21 protein-coding genes, 3 tRNA genes and 2 pseudogenes are annotated in these 20,275 nt (G+C 71.1%); 14 read left to right on the forward strand and 12 right to left on the reverse strand.

The annotated features are described in order from the left end of the window. Positions 1 to 116 precede the first annotated feature (116 nt). Together E1267_RS24775 and E1267_RS24780 are read right to left on the reverse strand one after the other, a co-directional pair. A complete protein-coding gene (locus tag E1267_RS24775) occupies positions 117 to 614 on the reverse strand; it encodes a SigE family RNA polymerase sigma factor (RefSeq protein WP_132335451.1) in 498 nt (165 codons plus the stop codon). Positions 615 to 691: 77 nt separating this feature from the next. After that, on the reverse strand, positions 692 to 1,666 hold the full coding sequence (locus E1267_RS24780) for a LacI family DNA-binding transcriptional regulator (protein ID WP_246064232.1): 975 nt from the start codon (positions 1,664 to 1,666) through the stop codon (positions 692 to 694). A 139-nt stretch (positions 1,667 to 1,805) separates the two neighbouring features. Between E1267_RS24780 and E1267_RS24785 the strand changes: the two genes are divergently transcribed. Together E1267_RS24785 and E1267_RS24790 are read left to right on the forward strand one after the other, a co-directional pair. Then, entirely contained in the window at positions 1,806 to 3,281 is a 1,476-nt protein-coding gene (locus E1267_RS24785) for an FAD-dependent oxidoreductase (protein WP_132335455.1), read from the forward strand. Continuing rightward, positions 3,268 to 3,840 (forward strand): TetR/AcrR family transcriptional regulator, encoded by a 573-nt coding sequence (locus tag E1267_RS24790; RefSeq protein ID WP_132335457.1) that lies wholly within the window; start codon positions 3,268 to 3,270, stop codon positions 3,838 to 3,840. Before E1267_RS24785 ends, E1267_RS24790 begins: the two co-directional genes overlap by 14 nt. Before the next feature lie 4 nt (positions 3,841 to 3,844). Here E1267_RS24790 and E1267_RS24795 read toward each other — a convergent pair whose 3' ends face one another. The 4 genes from E1267_RS24795 to dnaE form a co-directional block, all read right to left on the reverse strand. Next, positions 3,845 to 4,825, reverse strand: a complete 981-nt coding sequence (locus tag E1267_RS24795) for a C40 family peptidase (RefSeq protein WP_246064233.1) — start codon at positions 4,823 to 4,825, stop codon at positions 3,845 to 3,847. Positions 4,826 to 4,899: 74 nt separating this feature from the next. Beyond that, positions 4,900 to 5,838, reverse strand: a complete 939-nt coding sequence (locus E1267_RS24800; RefSeq protein ID WP_132335459.1) for an oxidoreductase — start codon at positions 5,836 to 5,838, stop codon at positions 4,900 to 4,902. A gap of 80 nt (positions 5,839 to 5,918) precedes the next feature. Beyond that, positions 5,919 to 6,248 carry a DUF6300 family protein gene (locus E1267_RS24805; RefSeq protein WP_132335461.1) on the reverse strand — a complete coding sequence of 110 codons (330 nt, stop codon included), beginning with the start codon at positions 6,246 to 6,248 and terminating at the stop codon, positions 5,919 to 5,921. Beyond that, on the reverse strand, positions 6,245 to 9,787 hold the full coding sequence (gene dnaE, locus E1267_RS24810; RefSeq protein ID WP_281283697.1) for a DNA polymerase III subunit alpha: 3,543 nt from the start codon (positions 9,785 to 9,787) through the stop codon (positions 6,245 to 6,247). The genes E1267_RS24805 and dnaE overlap by 4 nt, the downstream gene beginning before the upstream one ends. Positions 9,788 to 9,897: 110 nt before the next feature. Between dnaE and E1267_RS24815 the strand changes: the two genes are divergently transcribed. After that, entirely contained in the window at positions 9,898 to 10,851 is a 954-nt protein-coding gene (locus tag E1267_RS24815) for a LysR family transcriptional regulator (RefSeq protein WP_132335465.1), read from the forward strand. Positions 10,852 to 10,867: 16 nt separating this feature from the next. Continuing rightward, positions 10,868 to 11,305, forward strand: a complete 438-nt coding sequence (locus E1267_RS47375; protein ID WP_281283702.1) for a dihydrofolate reductase family protein — start codon at positions 10,868 to 10,870, stop codon at positions 11,303 to 11,305. Positions 11,306 to 11,309: 4 nt separating this feature from the next. Here the strand turns inward: E1267_RS47375 and E1267_RS24825 are convergent, their stop codons facing one another. The 3 genes from E1267_RS24825 to E1267_RS24840 all read right to left on the reverse strand — a co-directional run bounded on the left by E1267_RS24825 (position 11,310) and on the right by E1267_RS24840 (position 13,501). After that, positions 11,310 to 11,966: a maleylpyruvate isomerase N-terminal domain-containing protein gene (locus tag E1267_RS24825; protein WP_132335469.1), complete on the reverse strand. Its 657-nt coding sequence runs from the start codon at positions 11,964 to 11,966 to the stop codon at positions 11,310 to 11,312. A gap of 65 nt (positions 11,967 to 12,031) precedes the next feature. Then, the gene (locus E1267_RS47680; RefSeq protein ID WP_342774875.1) at positions 12,032 to 12,328 is read right to left on the reverse strand and encodes a hypothetical protein; all 297 of its coding nucleotides are present in this window, start codon (positions 12,326 to 12,328) and stop codon (positions 12,032 to 12,034) included. 384 nt (positions 12,329 to 12,712) lie between these two features. Then, positions 12,713 to 13,501, reverse strand: coding sequence for a MerR family transcriptional regulator (locus E1267_RS24840; RefSeq protein WP_132335471.1), 789 nt, complete (start codon positions 13,499 to 13,501; stop codon positions 12,713 to 12,715). A 391-nt stretch (positions 13,502 to 13,892) separates the two neighbouring features. On the opposite strand from E1267_RS24840, the gene E1267_RS24845 reads away from it, so the two are divergent. From E1267_RS24845 to E1267_RS24855, 3 genes are all read left to right on the forward strand, one after another. Continuing rightward, positions 13,893 to 13,965, forward strand: a tRNA-Leu gene (locus E1267_RS24845). Between the two features lie 27 nt (positions 13,966 to 13,992). Next, positions 13,993 to 14,065, forward strand: a tRNA-Glu gene (locus tag E1267_RS24850). A gap of 18 nt (positions 14,066 to 14,083) precedes the next feature. Next, positions 14,084 to 14,158, forward strand: a tRNA-Arg gene (locus E1267_RS24855). A gap of 74 nt (positions 14,159 to 14,232) precedes the next feature. Here E1267_RS24855 and E1267_RS47995 read toward each other — a convergent pair. Further along, positions 14,233 to 14,301, reverse strand: a pseudogene (locus E1267_RS47995) (hypothetical protein); the annotation flags it as partial. Positions 14,302 to 14,993: 692 nt separating this feature from the next. Beyond that, the gene (locus tag E1267_RS48000) at positions 14,994 to 15,932 is read right to left on the reverse strand and encodes an ArsR/SmtB family transcription factor (protein WP_132335473.1); all 939 of its coding nucleotides are present in this window, start codon (positions 15,930 to 15,932) and stop codon (positions 14,994 to 14,996) included. Between the two features lie 231 nt (positions 15,933 to 16,163). On the opposite strand from E1267_RS48000, the gene E1267_RS24870 reads away from it, so the two are divergent. Next, a complete protein-coding gene (locus E1267_RS24870; RefSeq protein ID WP_132335475.1) occupies positions 16,164 to 16,487 on the forward strand; it encodes a hypothetical protein in 324 nt (107 codons plus the stop codon). A 286-nt stretch (positions 16,488 to 16,773) separates the two neighbouring features. Next, a complete protein-coding gene (locus tag E1267_RS47380) occupies positions 16,774 to 16,905 on the forward strand; it encodes a hypothetical protein (protein ID WP_281283699.1) in 132 nt (43 codons plus the stop codon). A gap of 31 nt (positions 16,906 to 16,936) precedes the next feature. Here the strand turns inward: E1267_RS47380 and E1267_RS24875 are convergent, their stop codons facing one another. Beyond that, positions 16,937 to 17,236 carry a cytochrome P450 gene (locus E1267_RS24875; RefSeq protein WP_342774876.1) on the reverse strand — a complete coding sequence of 100 codons (300 nt, stop codon included), beginning with the start codon at positions 17,234 to 17,236 and terminating at the stop codon, positions 16,937 to 16,939. Positions 17,237 to 17,238: 2 nt separating this feature from the next. On the opposite strand from E1267_RS24875, the gene E1267_RS44550 reads away from it, so the two are divergent. From E1267_RS44550 to E1267_RS24890, 5 genes and pseudogenes are all read left to right on the forward strand, one after another. Further along, positions 17,239 to 17,439 (forward strand): hypothetical protein, encoded by a 201-nt coding sequence (locus E1267_RS44550; protein WP_165959770.1) that lies wholly within the window; start codon positions 17,239 to 17,241, stop codon positions 17,437 to 17,439. After that, positions 17,430 to 18,284, forward strand: a complete 855-nt coding sequence (locus E1267_RS24880; protein ID WP_220449658.1) for an NAD(P)-dependent oxidoreductase — start codon at positions 17,430 to 17,432, stop codon at positions 18,282 to 18,284. Before E1267_RS44550 ends, E1267_RS24880 begins: the two co-directional genes overlap by 10 nt. After that, positions 18,281 to 18,592 (forward strand): hypothetical protein, encoded by a 312-nt coding sequence (locus E1267_RS24885; protein ID WP_132335477.1) that lies wholly within the window; start codon positions 18,281 to 18,283, stop codon positions 18,590 to 18,592. The genes E1267_RS24880 and E1267_RS24885 overlap by 4 nt, the downstream gene beginning before the upstream one ends. Further along, positions 18,525 to 18,809 (forward strand): annotated as a pseudogene (locus E1267_RS48005) (imine reductase family protein); the annotation flags it as partial. The gene E1267_RS24885 and the pseudogene E1267_RS48005, both read left to right, overlap by 68 nt. Positions 18,810 to 19,053: 244 nt before the next feature. Continuing rightward, positions 19,054 to 20,268 (forward strand): M20 family metallopeptidase, encoded by a 1,215-nt coding sequence (locus tag E1267_RS24890; RefSeq protein WP_165959771.1) that lies wholly within the window; start codon positions 19,054 to 19,056, stop codon positions 20,266 to 20,268. Positions 20,269 to 20,275: the final 7 nt, after the last annotated feature.

The raw sequence follows: 20,275 nt of genomic DNA on the forward strand, positions 1-20,275 counted from the left end.
GCGCAAGCGCGTCCTGGCCCCCCGTCGCCTGATCTCGTTCAGCCGGGGCGGCGACCCGGCCCCGCGGACGCTGTTCTCGGCGAACACGGCACGCAGGTCGTCCTCGGTGTACTGGCTCATCGGAGCACCTCCGGCTTCAGATCGTGCAGCGCGGGATCCACCCGCAGCCGCGCCAACGCCCTGCTCAGTTGTTTCTTCACGCTGCCGACCGAACATCCGAGCGCGTCGGCCACCTGCTGCGGGGTCAGATCGTCGAAGTAACGCAGAACGAGCGCCGCGCGCTGCCGGGGCGGCAGGGTGCCGACCGCCGCCCAGAGGTCCGAGCGCCCCGCGACCCCCGTCGCCAGGTCCGGCCCGGCCGCGTACTCGGGCAGCGCCTCGGTCGGCACCTCACCGCGCCAGCGACGCCGCCACCAGGAGGCGTGCGTGTTGACGAGGATCCGGTACACGTACGGGTCGGGATCGGCCTCGATCCTGCGCCAGGCGGTCCACGCCTTGACCAGCGTCGTCTGCACGAGGTCCTCGGCGGCCTGCCAGTCGCGGGTCAGCAGGTACGCCGTCCGGCACAACCGCTCGTGTCGTTGCCCGACATATTTGGCGAACCCATCCGCCATCACATCCTCCCGTACTATTCCGTCTCACGGTGTCCTACCGGTTGGCGGAGCGGTCCGGGTGACCGGGCCCCGAACTTTCAGGCGGCCAGGCTCGATTCGCGGACGACCAGCTCGGTGGCCAACTCGACGTGACGGGAGTCGATCTCCTCGCCGGCGGACAGCCGCAGGGCCGTGCGCAGGGCCACGCCCCCCATCTCGTGCAGCGGCTGGCGTACGGTGGTCAGCCGCGGCGAGGACATGAAGGCGACCTCCGTGTCGTCGAAGCCGACGACGCTGAGGTCCTCGGGGACGCGCAGGCCGCGGGCCCTGGCGGCGTGGATCGCGCCGAGGGCGGCCTCGTCGCAGGCGGCGAAGACGGCCGTCGGCGCGGGGGAGAGGCCGAGCAGGGCGGCGCCGCCCCGCACGCCGTCGCGGTAGCAGTAGCCGGGGGTGACCACGTACCCCGGCAGGACGGGCACATCCGCCGCCTCCATCGCGGCGCGGTAGCCGTGCATGCGGGCCTGGTTGGAGGCCGCGGTGGCGGGGCCGCCGAGATAGGCGATGCGGCGGTGGCCGAGGCTCAGCAGGTGCTGGGTGGCGGACATGCCGCCGGCGAAATTGGTGGGGCCGACGCTGGTCACCAGGGCGCCCGGCAGGTAGAGCGGGTCGACCACGACGACCGGCAGGCCGGCCCGTGTCAGGGCGGCGAGCTGCGCCGGGGCCGGCTCCTCGAAGAGGGTGATCAGAGCCCGGCGCCCGGCGGTCAGGTCGAGGGGTCCGGCGGTCCTCTTGGTGACGACGACCGACACACCCGCCGCGGCGCCCGCCTCGATCGTGCCCTTGATGATCTCGGACTCGTAGGCGCTGAGCTCGTCCACCCGCACCTCGACCGTGGCGGGCTGGGCCGGGCCGCGGCGCGGAGGGACGTACCCGTGCTCATGCAGCAGGGCCCGCACCAGCGCCCGGGTGGCCGGTGCGACGTCGCTGCGGTCGTTGAGCACCTTGGACACCGTGGCCACCGACACGCCGGCCGCGGCGGCAATGGTGGCCAGCGTGGCACGTCTGCGACTCACTGCATCGCCCCTCCCGATATCCGGCATTCACCTTATCTGGCCCAGAGCTGCACAGGTACGGCCAAAAGACCAGCAGCGCACGCCCCTCCGATATACGCTATGAATGTAGCGATACATCTGTAGCGAATAGGGGAATCTCATGAACGACGTCGTCATCGTGGGCGCGGGCCCGACCGGGCTCATGGTCGCCTGCGAGCTGGCTCTGGCCGGCGTGCGTTGCAGGATCGTCGACAAGCGGAACGGTGAGGCCGGCGTCACCCGGGCATTCGGCCTGCACGCCCGCGCACTGGAACTGCTCGACGCCCGGGGGCTGGGAGACCGGTTGGTCGCGCGGGGCAACCCGCTCGGCACGGTGTATCCCGCCTACGCCTCCCGCGTCGACTTCGAGCGGCTCGACACGCGCTACCCGATGTTGCTGGTCGTGCCGCAGAGCGGCACGGAGGAGGTGCTGCGCGAGCGCGCCGCCGAGCTCGGCGTGGAGATCATCAGGAACGCCGAGGTCGTCGGCCTCTCCCAGGACGCCGACTCCGTACGGCTCACGCTGCGGGACGGCGCCGAGCTCTCGGCCAGGTACGTCATCGGCGCCGACGGAGCCCACAGCACCGTGCGCGAACTGCTGGACGTGGGCTTCGCGGGCGAAACCTACAGCCTGCCCATGCTGCTGGCCGATGTCCGCATCCCTGGGCCGGAGCTGCCGCCCATCACCCAGGTCGGCACGGCGGGCGCGGTCGTGGCCATCCCGTTCGGCGACGGCTGGTTCCGGGTCGGCGCGTGGCTGCTCGACGGGGACGATCCGGACCGGGAGCCGGCCTTCGGGCAGATCCGCCGCGCGTTCAAGGACATCGCCGGCACCGACTACCGGATGAGCGAGCCGCGCTGGTTCTCCCGCTTCGCAGCCGAGCGCCGCCAGGCCCGCAGCTACCGGTCGGGACGGGTGTTCCTGGCCGGCGACGCCGCGCACGTGAACTCCCCCATCGGCGGCCAGGGCATGAACACCGGCATCCAGGACGCCGTCAACCTCGGCTGGAAGCTCGCCGCCGACCTGCGCGGATGGGCCCCGCCGTGGCTGCTCGACACCTACCACGCCGAGCGGCATCCGGTGGGCGCCGCCGTGCTGGCGCTGACCGACCGTCTCACCCGGCTGGTCCTGACCGGCTCGCGGCTGCGGCTGCGGGTGAACCAGCACGTCATGGCCGCCCTGCTGCGCACCGGCCCCGGCCGCCGCCGCGTACTCGGGCTGATGTCCGGGCTGGAGATCGCCTACCCTCCCGGCGACGCGCACGCCCACCCTCTGGCCGGGCGGCGCGCGCCCGACGGGCCCACCACCGGCGGCCGGCTCTACGAAGTTCTCCGGGAGGGCCGGTTCGTCCTGCTGGCCTCTGGTGACACCACCGCCGGGCGGCCGTGGGCGGGCCGGGTCAGGTCAGTGCGCCCGCTCGGCGGCCTGCGGCCGGAGGCGTCGCTGATCCGGCCCGACGGATACGTGGCCTGGGCCGGGGATCACGACGGCATCCGGCAGGCTCTGGTGAAATGGTGCGGCCCAGCCGAGCACACAGCGCACCACACGACAGACCACACCGACCGGGGAGAGCGACCCGACCGTGCCACGCCCTAACCCTCAACGCCGCGAACACCTCGTCGCCGCCGCCATCGCGGTGCTCGCGGAGAAAGGCTCCCGTGGGCTGACCCACCGAGCCGTCGACGCCGCCGCAGGCGTCCCCGACGGCACCGCCTCGCGCTACTTCCGCACCCGCGACGCCCTGATGGACGCCATCATCCAGCGGATCGGCCGGCGCCTGTCCGAACGGGTCGACGCCCACGTGGTGCGCCCGCTCGACCCCGCCCGCCTGGAAGAGGCGCTGGTGAAGGTGCTCACCTTGATGGTGGCCGACGAGCGCGGCGAGCCGCTGGCGCTGTTCGAGCTGCACCTGGAGAGCACCAGGAACTCCGCACTGCGGAGCATGCTGGCCGATGCCCTGCGCGAGCGGTGCGACCTCATCGTGCGCCAGTGCCGCGCCGCCGGCATCGCCCTCACGGAACAGGACGCGATGCTGCTGGAGACGAGCGTTCTCGGCATCCTGTTCACGGCGCTGACCACTGGCGTGCCCGACGATCCCGGCCCGGCGATCCGCGCAGTCGCACGCACTGTGCTCGACCGCTACGTCCGTGCTTGAGCCGTCAGGGGCGGACCGCGCCGGCCAGGCGGCCGCGCCAGTAGTCGTCGAGGGCGACCACCTTGATCACGTCCCCGGTCTGCGGCGCGTGCACCATCTTCCCGTCGCCCGCGTACATCCCCATGTGGCCCAGCCCCTTGCTGAAGAGCAGGTCGCCGGGCTCCACCTCGTCAAGGGGCACCCGGCGGGCGGCGCCCCAGCTCCACTGGCTCCAGGTGGTGCGCGGCAGCTCGACCCCCGCCACGCGCCAGGCGGCCTGGACGAGGCCGGAGCAGTCGAAGGAGCCCGGGCCCGTGCCACCGTACCGGTACGGCTTGCCCACCTGGGCGAAGGCAAAGGTGAGCGCCGCGCGGGCGTTGCCCGACGCCGCCCCCGTGTACGGGATGCCGGGGCTGGCCGGGTCGCCCTTGTTGAAGCGGCCCAGCCGGCGCAGGAGCTTGGTCTGCCGCTCGACCAGCTTGTCGACCTTGGCCTTCTCCCCACGTACCTTGTCGCGTGCCGCGTCGGCCTCGCGCAGGACGGTCCTGGCCCGGTCGCGCCGGTCACGCAGGTCCTTGGTCGCGGCCTCGAAGGCGCGCACCTTCGAGGCCTCCGCCTGAGCGATCTGGTCGAGGGAGGCCATGGAGCCGAGCACCGCCTCGGGGTCGCTACGGCCGGCCAGCCCGCTCCAGGCGGGGAAGGCGCCGAGCCGGTAGTCGCGGGCGGCCAGCGCGGCGAGGTCTCCGCGCAGGGCATCGGCCCGGGCCTTCCTGCGCCCGACATCGGCGTTGAGGGCGTCGTACGTCTTCTTCGCCTTCTTGTGGGCCTCGGTGGCCTGGTTGTACCGCTCGACCATCTGGTCGGCCTGCTCGTTGAGCTTCACCAGCGTGGCCCTGGCCTTGGCGGGAGACGGGTCGGCGGCGGCCGTGCCCGGGACGCCGAGCAGCGTGGCCGCCGCCAGCGCGACGGCCGTCGCGGTCCGCCTGGACCCTGCGGGTACGGCCACTGCGCACGCCTCCTCACGATCGCCACGTCATGGGGAGATACGCGGGCCGTGCCGGAGGTGTTCAGTGGTGCGGGTCAGGCCGACGACGGGTCGGGCCACCGGAACTCGACGCCGGTGAGCTTCTCCGACAGCTGCCACAGCCGCTGGGCGGTGGCGGCGTCGTGCATCCCGGGTGCGCGGGTGACCCGGGTGGGGGAGCCGTAGGCGTGGAACGGCCCCCGCGGCACGACGAAGCTGCCGCCCGGCAGGTCGGGGGCCGTCGCCGCGTGCAAGGAGGGCTTGGCGCCGCTCTCCGCGGGACGGAAGGCGACCCGCAGCATCAGCCCGATCAACGTCCTGTAGAGCCGCCCCTTGCTGCCGTGCACGCCGGCCATGAACACGTTGGTCCGGCTGAGTTCGGGTACGACGGCCATGCTGCGCAGCGGCCGTCCGGCCGCGTCCGCCCGGCGCTGCAGCTCCATGGCGAAGTAGAGGTTGGCCCGCTTGGAGCGCATGTAGGCCACGAACGTGTTGTAGCCGCGTTCGGCGTTGAGGTTGTCCAGGTTGAAGGTGCAGAAACGCTGGACCTCGCTGCTGACGGTGACGACGCGCGCTGCGGGCGCGGCCAGCAGATGCGGCAGCAGCCCGCCTGTGAGGGCGAAGGTGCCCAGATGGTTGGTGCCGAACTGCCGCTCGAAGCCGTCCTCGGTCCTGGTGAGCGGCCCGATCGCCACGCCCGCGTTGTTGACCAGCAGGTCGATCCGGTCGTGGTCCCACTGCGCGGTGAAGTCGCGGACGGAGGCCAGGCTGGCATGGTCGACCTGGCGCAGCTCGGCCTGCGCGCCGGGCACCTCGCCGCGCAGGCGGGCCAGGGCTGCCTGCCCGCGCTCGGGGTCGCGGCAGGCCAGCACGACGTGCGCGCCATGGCGGGCCAGTTCGCGGGCGGTGACGTAGCCGAGGCCGCTGTTGGCGCCGGTGACCACGGCGAGTCGCCCTGACTGGTCGGGGAGTGAAGGCTCGGCACTGATAGTCATGATCATTACCTCGGCGTGAGCATGTCAGAACATATCGGTAAACGCAACCCTCGGGGCTCCGAGTCCGCCGGGCGCGGGGATCACAGATCTCCGCGGCGCCAGGCCTCGGTCTCGGCCCGCAGCGCACGCTCGTCCGGCGCGGGGGCGCGCACCCCGTCCATCCAGCGGCGCAGCAGCGGCGCGAGGTCGTTCAGCTCGGCGGACCCGACCGACTCGTGCGCGGTGAGGTAGGCGACCAGTGGCCCGGTGACGGGACGGCCGGCGTCGCAGCGGCCGCACAGCAGCACCTCGCCGACGCCCCTGACCGGCCGTCCCGAGGCGTTCGTCCAGCCGTGCGGGACGCGGACCACGGCCAGCACCTCACCGGTACGGCAGCGCGGGCAGGCCGCGCCCGGCGTCACCGGGCTCATGCCGTACCGATCGAGCCGGCCCCCAGCAGCGCCTTGACGTCGCCGTAGAACGCCGGCTCCGCGGCGACGCTGAAGGGTTCGAGGTGGAGCAGCAGGTCCTTGCGGCCCCGGCGGTGCAGGCGCACGTGTACGGGCGCCCGCCCCGGATGGGCGCTCAGGATGTGCTTGAACTCCCGCACCAGCCGCAGGGTCAGCCGCGTCTCCTGGATCGAGATGACCACGGGGGAGGCGGGGGCGTCGGCGGAGACGTCGAGCACGGTGATCTCCTCGCCGTAGACGCTCATCGTCTCGTCGCGCACGTTGATGCGGCCCCTGACGGAGATCACGCGGTCCTCGGCCAGCAGTTCGCCGTAGAGCGTGTACGTCTTGGGGAAGATCAGGCACTCCACGGAGGCGTCGTGGTCCTCGAGGGTGACGATGGCCCACGGGTTGCCCTGCTTGGTGACCTTGCGCTGCAGGCCCGAGATGATGCCGCTGACGCGGGTCACGCCTTCCTGCCGCTCGGAGGCGAGCAGGCCGGCGATCGTGACGTCACGGTGGGCGTCGAGGACCCGTTCCGCGCCGTCGAGGGGGTGGCTCGACACGTACAGGCCGAGCATCTCGCGCTCGAAAGCCAGCAGGGTGGCCTTGTCCCACTCGCCGTCCGGGATCGCGACCGAGAACGCGCCCGTCCGGCCCGGCTCGCCGAACAGGGAGTCCTGGCCCTGCGCCTCGTTGCGTTTGAGGTCGATGACCGCGTCGATGGCCTGCTCGTGCACCGCGACGAGGGCCGCCCGGTCGTGCCCGAGACTGTCGAACGCGCCGCTCTTGGCCAGCGACTCGATCACGCGCTTGTTGCAGACGACGGTCGGCACCTTGGCGAGGAAGTCGTTGAAGTCGGTGTAGCGGCCCTTGGCGGCGCGGGCGGTGACGATCGCGTCCACCACGTTGGATCCGACGTTGCGGACCGCGCCCAGGCCGAAGCGGATGTCGGAGCCGACGGCGGCGAAGTCGAGGCGGCTCTCGTTGACGTCGGGCGGCAGCACCCTGATGCCGAGCCGGCGGCAGTCGGACAGGTAGACGGCCATCTTGTCCTTGTCGTCGCCGACGGAGGTGAGCAGCGCGGCCAGGTATTCGGAGGGGTGGTTGGCCTTGAGGTAGGCGGTCCAGTAGGAGACCAGGCCGTAGCCGGCGGTGTGCGACTTGTTGAAGCCGTAGCCGCTGAAGGGCACCAGGACGTCCCAGACCGCCTTGGTCGCCTCGTCGGAGAAGCCCCGGCCGCGCATGCCCGCCGAGAACTTGTCCCACTCGGCGTCCAGGACCTCCTTCTTCTTCTTGCCCATGGCCCTGCGCAGCATGTCGGCGCCGCCGAGCGAGTACCCGGCCAGTTGCTGGGCGATCGCCATGACCTGCTCCTGGAAGACGACCAGGTGGTAGGTGTCGCCGAGGATGGGTTCGAGCGCCTCCTCCAGCTCGGGGTGGATGGGCTCGACCCGCTGCTTGCCGGTCTTGCGCAGCGCGTAGTTGGTGTGCGCGTTCATCTCCATGGGGCCGGGCCGGTAAAGCGCGTTCACGGCCGCGATGTCGGTGAACGTGGTGGGCTGCATCAGCCGCAGCAGGACCCGCATGCCACCGGAGTCGAGCTGGAACACCCCGAGCGTGTCGCCGCGGGCCAGCAGCTCGTACGTCGTGGGGTCGTCGAGCGGCACGTCGTGGATGTCGATGTCGATGCCCTTGTTGGCGCGGACGTTCGCGACGGCGTCGCCGATGACGGTGAGGTTGCGCAGGCCCAGGAAGTCCATCTTCAGCAGGCCCATGTCCTCGGCCTGCGTGAACGGGAACCCGGTGATGACCGGGCCGTCGGCCTTCGGCTTGACCAGCGGCACCACGTCCATCAGCGGCTCGGACGACAGGATCACGCCGGCGGCGTGGACGCCGGTGCCCCTGGTGAGGTTCTCCACGCCGGTCGCGGTGTCGATGACCCGCTTGACGTCGGGGTCCTGCTCGTACATCTGGCGCAGCTCGGCGGCCTCGCCGTGGCGGGGGTGGCGGTCGTCGTGGATGGCGGCGAGCGGGATCTCCTTGCCGCCGTTGGCCGCGGGGAACGCCTTGGTGATGCGGTCGCCGAGAGCGTACGGCAGGCCCAGGACACGGCAGGAGTCCTTGACGGCGGCCTTGGCCTTGATGGTGCCGAACGTGACGATCTGGCAGACGTGGTCCTCGCCGTACCTGCGGGTGACGTAGTCGATCATTTCGTCGCGCCGCCGGTCGTCGAAGTCGAGGTCGACGTCGGGCATGGTGACGCGTTCGGGGTTGAGGAAGCGTTCGAAGATCAGCTTGTGCTCGATGGGGTCGAGCTCGGTGATGCCCGTGCAGTACGCGACCATCGACCCGGTGGCCGAGCCGCGGCCGGGGCCGATGCCGATGCCGTTGTCGCGGGCGAAGCGGCAGATGTCGGCGACCACCAGGAAGTAGCCGGGAAAGCCCATGGTGTCGATGACGGACAGCTCGTAGTCGATGCGCTCCAGCACCTCCTGGGGCGGATCGCCGTGGTAGCGGCGGCGCGCGCCGTCCATGGCCTCCTTGCGCAGCCAGCTCGACTCGCTCTCGCCTTGGGGCACGGGGAAGCGCGGCGTCAGGTCGCGGTGGGCGAACACCTCGCCGTAGTCGCCGATCCGCTCGGCGATCAGCAGCGTGTTGTCGCACGCGCCGGGCACCTCGGCGTCCCACAGCGCCCGCATCTCCTCGGCGGTCTTGACGTAGTAGCCGCTTCCGCCGAAGCGGAAGCGGTCGGCGTCGGCGAGCCGTTTGCCGGTGCCGATGCACAGCAGCGCGTCGTGCGCCTGGGCCTGGCTCTCGGTCACGTAGTGGGAGTCGTTGGTGGCCAGTGGCGGCAGACCGAGCGTGCGGCCGAGCCTGAGCAGGTCCTCGCGGACCCGGCGTTCGATGGCCAGTCCGTGGTCCATGAGTTCCAGGAAGTAGTTGTCCTTGCCGAAGACGTCCCGGTAGCGGGCGGCGGTCTCGACGGCCTGGTCGTACTGGCCGAGGCGCAGGCGGGTCTGCACCTCGCCGGAGGGACAGCCGGTGGTGGCGATGATGCCCTGGCCGTGTTCGGCGAACAGTTCATCATCCATACGCGGATATTTCTGGACGTGTCCTTCGAGCCAGGCCCGCGACTGCAGCCGGAACAGGTTCCGCAACCCCAGCGCGCCGGCCGCCCACATGGTCATGTGCGTGTACAGGCCGCGTCCCGAGACGTCACCGCCCTCGCCGGTGTCGTCGTTCGATCTGCGCAGGGCGAGGTTGTCGCTGTAGAAGACCGGTTTCCGGTGGTGCCGTGACGCTGGGGCGACGTAGGCCTCGATGCCGATGATCGGCTTGACGCCCGCCTTGCGCGCCGCATGGTAGAACTCGTACGCGCCGTGCACGTTGCCGTGGTCGCTCATGGCCACGGCGGGCATGCCCTGCCGCGACACCTCGTCCATGAGCAGGCCGACCTTGGCGGCTCCGTCGAGCATGCTGTACTCGGTGTGCACGTGCAAATGAACGAAGGACTCCACCGGCCAAGACTCCTTGCGGTTGTAGGCTCGTAGGCGATCCCGAGCATTCGACCCGAGGGCAGGCGGGCTTGTCCAACAATCGACACGCCGATTTGCAACAACCATCGGTTGTGAACCAGACGACACAGGAGCTGGACCTCGGCGCCGTGCGCGCCTTCGTCGCCATCGCCGAAGACCGCTCCTTCAGCGAGGCCGCCGCCGGGCTCGGCATCAGCCAGCAGGCGATCTCCAAGCGGATCGCGCGGCTGGAGTCGGGCCTCGGCCTGACCCTGCTCTTCCGCTCGCGCAACGGGGCCGCGCTCACCGAGGACGGCAGGGCGTTCCTCCCGCACGCGCGCGCCCTCGTCGGGCTGGCCGACCAGGCGGTGGAGGCGCTGCGCGGCCGGCGCCGCGCGCTGCGGATCGACGTGCTCGACACGCGGCTGTCGGCCTCGGTCGACCTGGTCAGGGCGTTCCACCAGGCCACCCAGCGGGCCGACATCGAGATCATCACCTCCAACGGCCTGAGGTCGGCACGCGACGCCCTCGCCCGCGGAACCATCGACGCCGCCTTCGCCCGCGTTGGCGGGCCTGTGGAGGAGAACCTGCGGCACGTGCCGGCCTACCTGGAGCCCGTGCACGTGATGGTCGGCCGTGACCATCCGCTGGCCGGCCTTCGGGAGGTGGAGGTCGAACAGCTGACCGGCTCGACCGTGTGGATGCCCGGCAACGTCCCCGGCAGCGAGTGGGCCGGCTATTACCGCCTGCTGGGCGCCGCGTTCGGCATCCTCATCGACGACAGCGGGCCGGACTTCGGCTGGGAGTATTTCGTCGAGGAGATCGCCTCCGGGGGACGCATCGGCTTCGTGGGCCTGGCGTGCCGGCTGCCCTGGCACCCGCGCACCGTCCAGCTCCCGGTCGTCAACCCCGTCCCCGTCTATCCGTGCTCGCTGCTCCTCCACCGGCAGAACCAGCATCCGCTGCTGGCCGCGCTCGTCGACTGCGTACGCGCCGGCTTCCGCCCGTACGATCCGCGGCGTCAGTGGATGCCCGAACCGGACCGCGCCGTGTTCTTCCAGGAATAGCCTTCCTCCCCTGTCGATTTCGGGCTGTACCGGTCGACGCGTCAGTGAGACAGCGAATCGTGTCAAGGAGAGGAACGACCATGCGGAAGATCACTACGGGCGGCTCAGTCACGAGGCGCACGCGCAGGTCTGGCCGCAACTGGAGGCGGAGTTCGGCGACTACGCGGTGCGGATGAACACCATCCCGAAGTACGTCGCCTCGACCACGCTCAAGGAGACCACCTGGAACACCACCCTCATCGAGGGAGACGTCGTCCAGGAGGTCGCCCGGCTGAAGGAGCAGCCCGGCGGCGACATCCTGAAGGTCGGCACGGGCGGCACGTTCAGCCGCACCCTGCTCCGGCACGGGCTGGTCGACGAATACCTGTTCTGGTTGTTCCCGGTGATCGCGGGCAGCGGCGGGCGCCTGTACGACGGCGTCCTGGGCCTCACCTACACCCCGAAGCGAAGGTGAGCGGTCATCCGATGACGAACGGGAGCCTCCCTGCCAGGCCGCCCAGTTCGGCCTTCTCCGCGTCGGTCGGGGCCCGCCGTCCGGTCCCGACCAGCAGCGCGTCCCTGTCGGACAACGACGCGGGGAAGGCCGCCCCGGCGAGCTGCTCCAGCATCTCGCGCGAGCGGGCGAGCCCTTCGGCGGGCGGTTGCTCCGCGTCCGGCAGGTGCGCGATCAGGTCGAGGTGATGCAGCGTCCACTCCAGCACGTACGCGGACAGGTAGTCGCCCGCGGTAAGCACCATGTCCTGGGTGGCGACCCGCTGGGTGGGGTCGGCGAGTTCGGCCGCACGGCCGGCGGCGGAGCCGACGTCGTCGAGGTGGAACTGGAGCAGCCGCGGCTCCTCGTAAGCGGCCGCCAGCCGGACGATCAGTGCGTCGAGCGGGTCGTCGCCGGTCGGCGGCGTCGAGCCGACCTTCCAGTAGGTCACCGCGTCGCAGGTCGGCTCCTTCTCCGCGGGCGTCACGAGCGTGATCAGGACGTCCTGAGCGTCGATGACCAGGTGACACGCCAGGTCTCGCACAAGCCAGCCGGCGCAGCCGGACGGCCGCGCGAAGTCCTCGTCGGGCAGATGAGCGACCGCCGTGCGCAACGCCGTCCAAGAGCGCGAGAAAAGATCCATCCCACCACCGTAGTGCGGTGCCGGGAACGCGGACAAATGCCCTTTTCCAAGGTCAGCGCCGCTGGCTACGGTACCCGCTCCCCCTGAGAGGGGGCCGGCGTACCGACGGGCAACAGGTGCGGGCGTTTGGCGGTGCGCCCGTCGCCGGAGGAGCGGCCGCGCAGGCGCCTGCCGGTCCAGGGGCCGAGGAAGCCGGCGACCCAGCGCAGTTCGGCTCCCGCGGCACGCCACCGGGGCGGGGCGGGCTCGGGCGGCAGCGGATGGGTCCACGCGTCGCTGCTGCCGGGCAGCCCGAGCGCGTGGGCGACGGCCGCGGCGATGCCTTCGTGACCCCGGTGACGACGGTCGCCACGTCGGGACACAGGGCGAGTGCCGGTCCGAGCTGTTCGGCGTGGACCTGCGCGGCCACGTGTCCGCGTACGGCCAGGTTGGCGTAGCGCAGGCCGGGTCTGCGGCCGCGAGCCGCCCGGCGAGCCGGTCGGCCCATCCGCGCAGGCCGTTGACGTCGTCGCCGTCGCCCATTCCTTCGGTCTGGCTGTCGCCCAGGGCGACGTAACGCCGATGGTCACCCCCGCGCATGTGCTGTCCGCCTCTGCTCCAGGATCGCCGCGCTCCGGCGGCACCAGTCTCGGCTGCCCTGCTCGAACTCACCGGTGATGGTGCGCCCGAAGTCCGCGGTCGAGGCCCTGGGGGAGGCTGTCGGCGACGCCCTCGCCGCCGAGGGGCTCCTGCCGGCGCGCTGAGCCCTACCCGGTCGTCGCGGACGTGCCGGCGTCCGTCCTGAACCCGGTCGCGATGATCTCGACCGCCTGGCGCACGACCTGGGCCTGGGCCGGAGCCAGCCCGTCGAGGAACGGATCCAGCAACGCCGGGTCCCATCCGCGCGTCGCCGGCCCGGAGCCTGCCAGCAGGTGTTCCCTGCTGTAGCCGGCCAGCTCCCGGGCCAGCGGCGCGATCCTGGGGTCGCCCGGCTCGGCGTCGGCCAGCTCGTCCAGCCTGCGGTAGAACTCGTGGCCCACGGCCGCCGCCTCCGGATCTGCGGCGAGCGACTCCAACTGCGCCAGGGCGCGTCTTCTGCCGGGCTCGGCGGCCACGCTGTCCATGAGCATGAGCAGCTCGCGGTCCCAGGCCGCCGCCTTCGACTCGGGCAGGCTCACCGCGCGAAGGAGCATCAGCAGGTCGGGCGAGGCGACGTCGTCGGGGCCCAGCGGCCCGGCCCGTCTGAGCAGGTCCGCCAGCTTCGCCCGCCGCTCCCGGATCTCGCGCTCCTGCCTGGCCAGATCCGCGTCGATCTCGGTGAGGATCTCGGCCAGCTCCCTCGACCTGTCCTCGGCGATCACCTCGCGTGCCTCGTCCAGGCTCAGCCCGAGCTGGACCAGGCGGCGTACGCGCGCCAGAGCGACGGCGTCGCGCATGCCGTAGTCACGGTATCCGTTGGCCCGGCGCGGTGGCTCCGGCAGCACGCCCTGTTGGTGGTAGTGGCGCACCGTCCGGGTCGACACCCCGAGCAGCGCGGCCAGCTCTCCGATCCGCATGGTCCCAGTAAAGCCTCCGTCCCCGGGGAGGGGGACAACCGGCCACGGCGGAAACCATTCCGGCCGCCGATGCGTCTGAATAAATGAGTGGCACGACGGGCGACCGCCGGTTAATGTTTACTTTGTCGAGATCGAAAACGTCAGGAAAGGCTGGCCATGCGATACGCAGTCACCACCCTGGAGCACGGGTGGCGCGGCTGTCGCCGGCTTGTGGTGCTCGGCTGCGGTCTGGCCGGGCAGGCTTCTGGATAGATTCTCGCCACGCGCATCCAGAGGCCGCCGGATCCCATCGGGCGGCCTTTTCTCTTTCCCATGCCCGCGTTCCGTCCGACGTTTTCTTGACAATTGCATGAGCGCAGTGCGGGGGTCCGAGTCCCCGCTACGACTCCACGCGTCCGTAGCCCAACGGGAGAGGCGCCGGCCTCAGGAGCCGGGTGTTGCGGGTTCGAATCCCGCCGGACGTACGAAACCCCGATGAATGTCGGGGGCAGGCCCCGTTGGTCTAGCGGTCAGGACGCCCGGCTTTCACCCGGGAGAACACCGGTTCAAATCCGGTACGGGGTGCGCACCACCATTTTTCTCGGCCCTATAGCTCAATGGAGAGAGCGCCGGCCTACGAAGCCGGGTCTGTTGCAGGTTCGAATCCTGCTGGGGCCACAGTCGTGCCGCGCGCACTCCAACGCGAACACCGGGTCTGGCTCCATACCGTAGCCGTCGCCCCAGCCGATCTCACCGTGACCGGAGCCCACGATGATCTGGTCGTCGTAGGCACCCTGCTCCTCGGTCGCCACCTCGACCACGATGGGGGCGTCGTCGGGCAGGTGCGCGACGGCGTCCGAGGACCTGGGTCTTCCTGCTCGGCTCCTTGGCGGCCAGGCTGGCCCCCGATCCGGTGTCGTTGATCGCGTTCCGCGCTGTCCAGGCGGTGGGGGCCGGCCTGTTCTAGCCGCAGGTGCTGGCGGTGCTGCACACCGTGTTCACCGGCCGGACGCGGGCGACGGCGTTCGCGGTGTTCGGCGCGACGATCGGGCTGGCCTCCATCGCCGGGGACGCGGGCCCGTTCTTCGTCCTCACCCTCCAGTTGCAGAACGGGACGGGCTATTCGCCGCTGGCCGCCGGGCTCATCTTCGTCCCGCTCGCCGTGGCCTTCGCCGCCGCCTCGCTGCTGGGGCCGCGTATCCAGGCCGTGCTCGGGCACCACGCGCTCACCCTCGGCTACGCGATCAACGCCGCCGGTACCCTCGCGCTGCTCGTCACGGCCTGGGCCGCCGGAACCGGCGCGACGGGCTGGATCCCGCTGCCCGCCCTCGCCGTCATCGGTTTCGGCGAAGGTCTGGGCGTCAGCCCGCTGATCGGAACGGTGCTGACCGGTGTGCCCGCGAAGGACGCCGGGGCGGCGGGCGGCGTACTGGAGACCGCCGACCAGGTGGGCATGTCGCTCGGTGTCGCCGTCCTGGGCCTGGTCTTCTTCGCCTTTCTCGGCCCGCGGACGTCACCGGCCGCATATTCCGAAGCGTTCACCATCACGCTGATCGGCAACCTCGCGCTCGCCCTCACCGCCCTGGTCCTGCTGCCGCCTCTCCTGCGCGGGCGTGCCCTGCGCGACGGGCGAGGGCGGCGGTTCAGCCGAGCAGCGTTCCAGGCCGTGGGACAGCCCGGTGAGCGCTTCGCGGACCAGCCGGTAATAGATGTAGTAGCTGTGCCGTTGCCGTTCGACCCAGCCGGCGTCGTGCAGGAGTTTCATGTGCTTGGAGATGGACGCTTCGGTGAGTCCGATGAGGCCGGCGATCTCGCGGGTGGAGCGGGGCCGTACGGCGAGCAACTGGAGGATCTGCAGGCGGGTCGGATCGCCCGCCGAGCGCAGCAGTTTGAGCAGGTCGGCGGAGGGGATCGGGGCGCGTCCCTCCTGCTGCATCTCGGCGAGGGCATAGGTGATCAGTACGGTCGTCCGCACGCCACCGCGGTTAGTTTGCCGGTTGACCACGGAGCCCAGTTCGGGCCAGACGAAATGAGAGGGCACGAGCACGATCTGATCGCCCGGGTCCGATCGCACATGGGGAGAGAGCTCCTCCAGCATCGGGGTGAGACCGCGGCGGGACAGCGCGCGCCCCCGGCGGGTGATGTCGGCGAGCAGGCGGGCCTCCAGGCGTGGCCAGTCCGGGGCAGTGCAGGCGTCCCAGTAGGACGACAGGAACGCGGCGAAGCGCTCGCGGACACGTTCGGGGTCGGTGGTCAGCTCGTGCATCACGGGCACGGAGGCGGGGTCGACCGCCGCGAGCCGCAGTCCGAAGAGATCATCACCGCCTGAGACGGCGCAGCCGCAAGGCCCGGGTCTTCCTTGGGGCAAGGGTCGGTGCGGCGCATCGATGGTCAGGCGAAGAGGCCGGTCACGGCGCGGCCGGACAGTGACAGAGCAGACACCGCCATCCATACCGGCAGGTTATAGACACAGATATTGGACGCCGGGCTCCTGCTACTACAAAGCTGGAAGCGCTCGATCGGGCCGATCGAAGAAAGAATTCGGCGTGCCCGTGATCGCCGCCGTCGTCACGACGGTCATCACCAAAGACCAGCCTCAGGAACAGAGTCCGGCACACGGCGAGCTCCCTGATCGCTGAAGGATGAAGTCTGTATGACTCCGCATTCTCATCAGAGGAAGAGTATGACCCTGCTGATCGGTAAACTTCAGACCTCGGTCGCAGCCGCTCTTGTGGCTGCCGCGGCCCTCACCGCACCACCGGCCTCCGCAACCCCTCTGCCGGGCACACCGGAACTCACCGCCGGCGCCTCGTGCAGCATTGCGGACCACGCGCAAACGATCGCCGATCATTACATTTCGAAATGCCGGAAGGCGGGCATCCGCAAGGTATTCCCAGCGCAATATCTTCCCAAGACCATCTACACCATCAAAAGAGACCAGTCCAAACCAGGTAAGACGGCGTGGAAGCTGCTGAACGCTAACCGTTGGAAGAAGTACCAAGGCTGATCGCCGGCAGCCGCCACCGTGGTGGCCCGGGGGCCGGTCCGGCGGACCCCGCCGGACCGGCCGGTTTGCGTGGCTTTCGACCAGCCCGATGGTGGCCTCGCGCGGATCGCGGATCTCGGCGATGGTGTGGCTGTCGCCCGCGCGGGCCCGGATCGTGACCGACTGACTGGAACCGGCGAAGGCCAGATCGACGGCACACCTCCGGCGTGTTGCCACACGCTGTGCGGCAGCACGCGGTCGAGCTCCACCACGATGCCGGACGCCCTCACCGGCTGCGATCTGAACATTGACGCGGCCTGCGGGCGTTTCTCAGGCGGAGCCGGTGGCGTGCGGCGACCCGTCCGTCCCTGCCCCGTGGCTGCGCGACCTCGCCGAGCACGGCGACCTCTTCGCCACCGCGTTCACCCTGCCCGGGTAGCGGCCCCCCGCGTCCCGGGCTTGTGGCCGTATCATGCCCGGTTCACCAGGTGACAGGGAGCTCGCAGGCGCCGTAGACGATGGCGTCGGTCTTGAACGGCAGCTCCTCCACCGGCGCGGCCAGGCACAGCGTGGGCATGCGGCGGAACAACGTGTCGAAGAGGGATCTGCAGTTCCATCCGGGCCAGGTTCTGCCCGAGGCACTGGTGGGGGCCGAAGCCGAACGCGAGGTGATGGCGGGCGCCGCGCTCGACGTCCAGGACGTCCCGATTCTCGAACACCGCGGGATTCCAGTTGCCCGACAGGCCCGAGACGGTGAGCAGCCCGAGCACGCTTGTCCCGCGGCCAGCAGCAGGAAGGCCAGGCCGGCCAGAGCGGCGTGGTCGAGGGTGCCCTCCTGGCGGTGCCGGGCGATCTGCCGGCTGAACAGGTCATCGCCGGTGCCCACGCCGCCCGCGCCGGGGAGGGTCACCAGGCGATGGGCGGCCAGCAGTTCCGTACAACGACAAGCCAGGACGACCGGCCGTGGCGGTGATCGGGCTGGGCCAGATGGGAGCCCGGCTGGCCCAGGCGTTTCTGGCCGCGGGCTACCGGACGACGGTGTGGAACCGTACGGATGCCAAGGCCGATGCCCTGGTCGCCCAGGGGGCGGTGCGGGCCGCGAGCGCGGCGGAGGCGGTCGGCGCGGCGCCGCTGGCCGTGGTCTGCCTGACCGGCCACCACGCCGTCCGCGACGTGCTGGCGACCTCGACCCTTCAGGGCAGGACCGTGGTCAACCTCGCCTCCGGCGCCCCCGACGAGGCCCGCGACCTGGCCGCATGGGTGAGCGGGCACGGGGCCGCCTACCTCGACGGTGCCGCCATGAGCGGCACCCGGCTGGTCGGGCCGCGCGAGGCGCTGTTCATCTTCAGCGGCTCCGCGGACGCCTTCGCCGAGCACCAGGGGGGGCTGGCGAGCCTGGGCAACGCCGTACATCTCGGGGCAGATCCGGCGCTGGCATCCCTGTACGATGGTGCGCTGTTCGGCCTGGCGTGGGGCACGCTGGCGGGCTTCTACCACGCCGTGGCCCTGGTCGCCGCCGAGGGTGTGGACGCCACCGGCTTCGCCTCGGTGGCGACGAGCCACATGCCGTTCGTGACCTCGCTCATGACCGAGCACGCCCGGCAGATCCAGGACGGCCGATACCCGGACGACGACGGCACCGTGGACGTGCACGCCGCCGCGATGGCCCACCTCCTCCACGCCAGCGCCGCCGCCGGCATCCGTACGGACGTGCCAGAGCTCTTCACGAACCTGCTGGAGCGCGCGTCCGCCGCCGGCCACGGCGCGGCCGGCGTCGCCAGCACCATCACGACCCTGTCGAAGGGGGCGGCGGCATGACCGAGCACGAAGCACCCCGCGTAACCGTCCTGGGCCTGGGCCGGATGGGCACGACCATCGCCGGCGCCGACCACCTGGCGGGCGCCATGATGGCCCTGCCCCACACCATCGGCGCACCCGAGGCCTTCTTCTTCAGCGGTTCCGAGTCGGCGTTCGAGGAGCACCGGACGGCACTTGAGGTGATGGCCAGCGGCCACTACCTGGGCGCCCGACCCCGCCGCCGAGACGCACAGCCTGGCCGTGCTCGGCACCGGCTACGCCGCCCTCACCGGATTCCTGCACGCCGCCGCCCTGCTGGAGACGTATGACACCGGCCCCGAGAGGTTCGCCCCGCTGGCGGCCGCCTGGCTGCGCGACATGGCGGCGTTCCTGCCGCACCTGGCGAAGGAGGCCGCACCCGGCTCCTACGCGGACGCCGCCTCCACCATCGACCTGAACCGCCACGCCGTGGACACCCTGGTCGCCGCCAGCGCCGAGCGCGGCGTCGACCCGCGCGTCCACCACCCGCTCAAGGCGCTGCTCGACCGGCGATCGGCGGACGGGTACGGCGACGACAGCTTCTCCAGCCTGTACGAACTCCTGAAACCCGCCCGTCCGCGCCCCCGAACCAGGGCGGAAGCTCCACCACCGCGTCGGCCCGCGGGCGATCAGGTCGACGGGACGATCATTCCGATGTGGAATGGCCGCGGGTATTGGACATCACACCGGCCACCCGGCAAGGGTGGCGATCAGCCGGAACGTGACGGCGTCCGAGAAAGGGCCAAGCTCCATGACGAACCAAGCCGCACAGGTCGAGGCCTGGCTGGACGAACGGGCCGGGGAAATGGCGGACCTGCTCGAACGGCTCGTGGCCGTCGACTCCGAGAACCCGCCCGGCCGCGAGCTGCGCCGCTGCGTCGGCGTCCTGCGTGAGGCGATGGACCGGCTCGGGCTGGCACCGGAGGTCATCGACGTCGCCGACCCGTCCGGCGGCCTGGACGACCCGTGCGTCGTCCGCGGCACCGCAGGCGACGGCGGCAAGCTCATCTATTTCCACGGGCACTTCGACGTGGTGCCGGCTCAGAGCCTGGAGCAGTTCACGGCCGTACGCCGCGACGGGAAGATCATCGGGCGGGGAACGGCGGACATGAAGGGCGGCATCGTCAGCATGCTCTACGGCGCCGCGGCCGCCAAGGAGCTGGGCCTGCTCGGCGACGGCCGGATCGTCGTCCACCTGGTGTGCGACGAGGAGACCGGCAGCGTCGCAGGCGCCGGGCACCTGCGCGCCGCGGGCCTGATCGACCCCGGCGCGCTGGCTATGATCACCGCCGAGCCGAGCGGCGGGAGCATCTGGCACGCCGCCCGCGGCGCCGTCTCCCTCCGCGTCGACATCCAGGGCCGTGAGGCCCATGTCGGACAGGCGGATCGTGGGGTGAACGCCTTCCAGCACATGCTGCACATCGCCCGCCCCGCCGAGCGGTACGCGGCCGACCTGGCCGGGCGGCACACCGCGTATCCCATGAACCCCGGCGACGCCCGCGGCAGCATGCTCGTGGTCGGTGGCCTGTCCGGTGGCGGCTCCAACTTCAACGTCGTGCCCGGCTCGGCTTTCTTCACCGTCGACGGACGCTACAACCCGGAGGAGGACCTGGAGGGCGAGCTCAAGCGCCTGACGGGCCTCATCGAGGGGGCAGCCCGCGAGATCGGCGCCGACGTGTCGATCCGCACCACCCAGCTCCAGCCCTCCGCCGCCACCGACCAGGACCATCCCGCGGCCCGCGCGCTCGCCCGCGTCGTCGGCGAGGTCGAAGGCACGCCCGCCCGGTTCGAGATGTGCGCGGGCATCCTGGAGATCCGCTGGTACGCGCAGCTCGGCATCCCCGCCTTCGGCTACGGCGCGGGCCGCCTGGACGTCTCCCACGGCCCCCACGAGTACGTCGACGAAGCCGCCATGCGCCGCTGCGCGGCCGTGTACGCCCGCTACGCAGGCGACCTCCTGACCTGACCAGGAA

The sequence above is a fragment of the Nonomuraea longispora genome, from assembly GCF_004348345.1.
Lineage (GTDB): Bacteria > Actinomycetota > Actinomycetes > Streptosporangiales > Streptosporangiaceae > Nonomuraea > Nonomuraea longispora.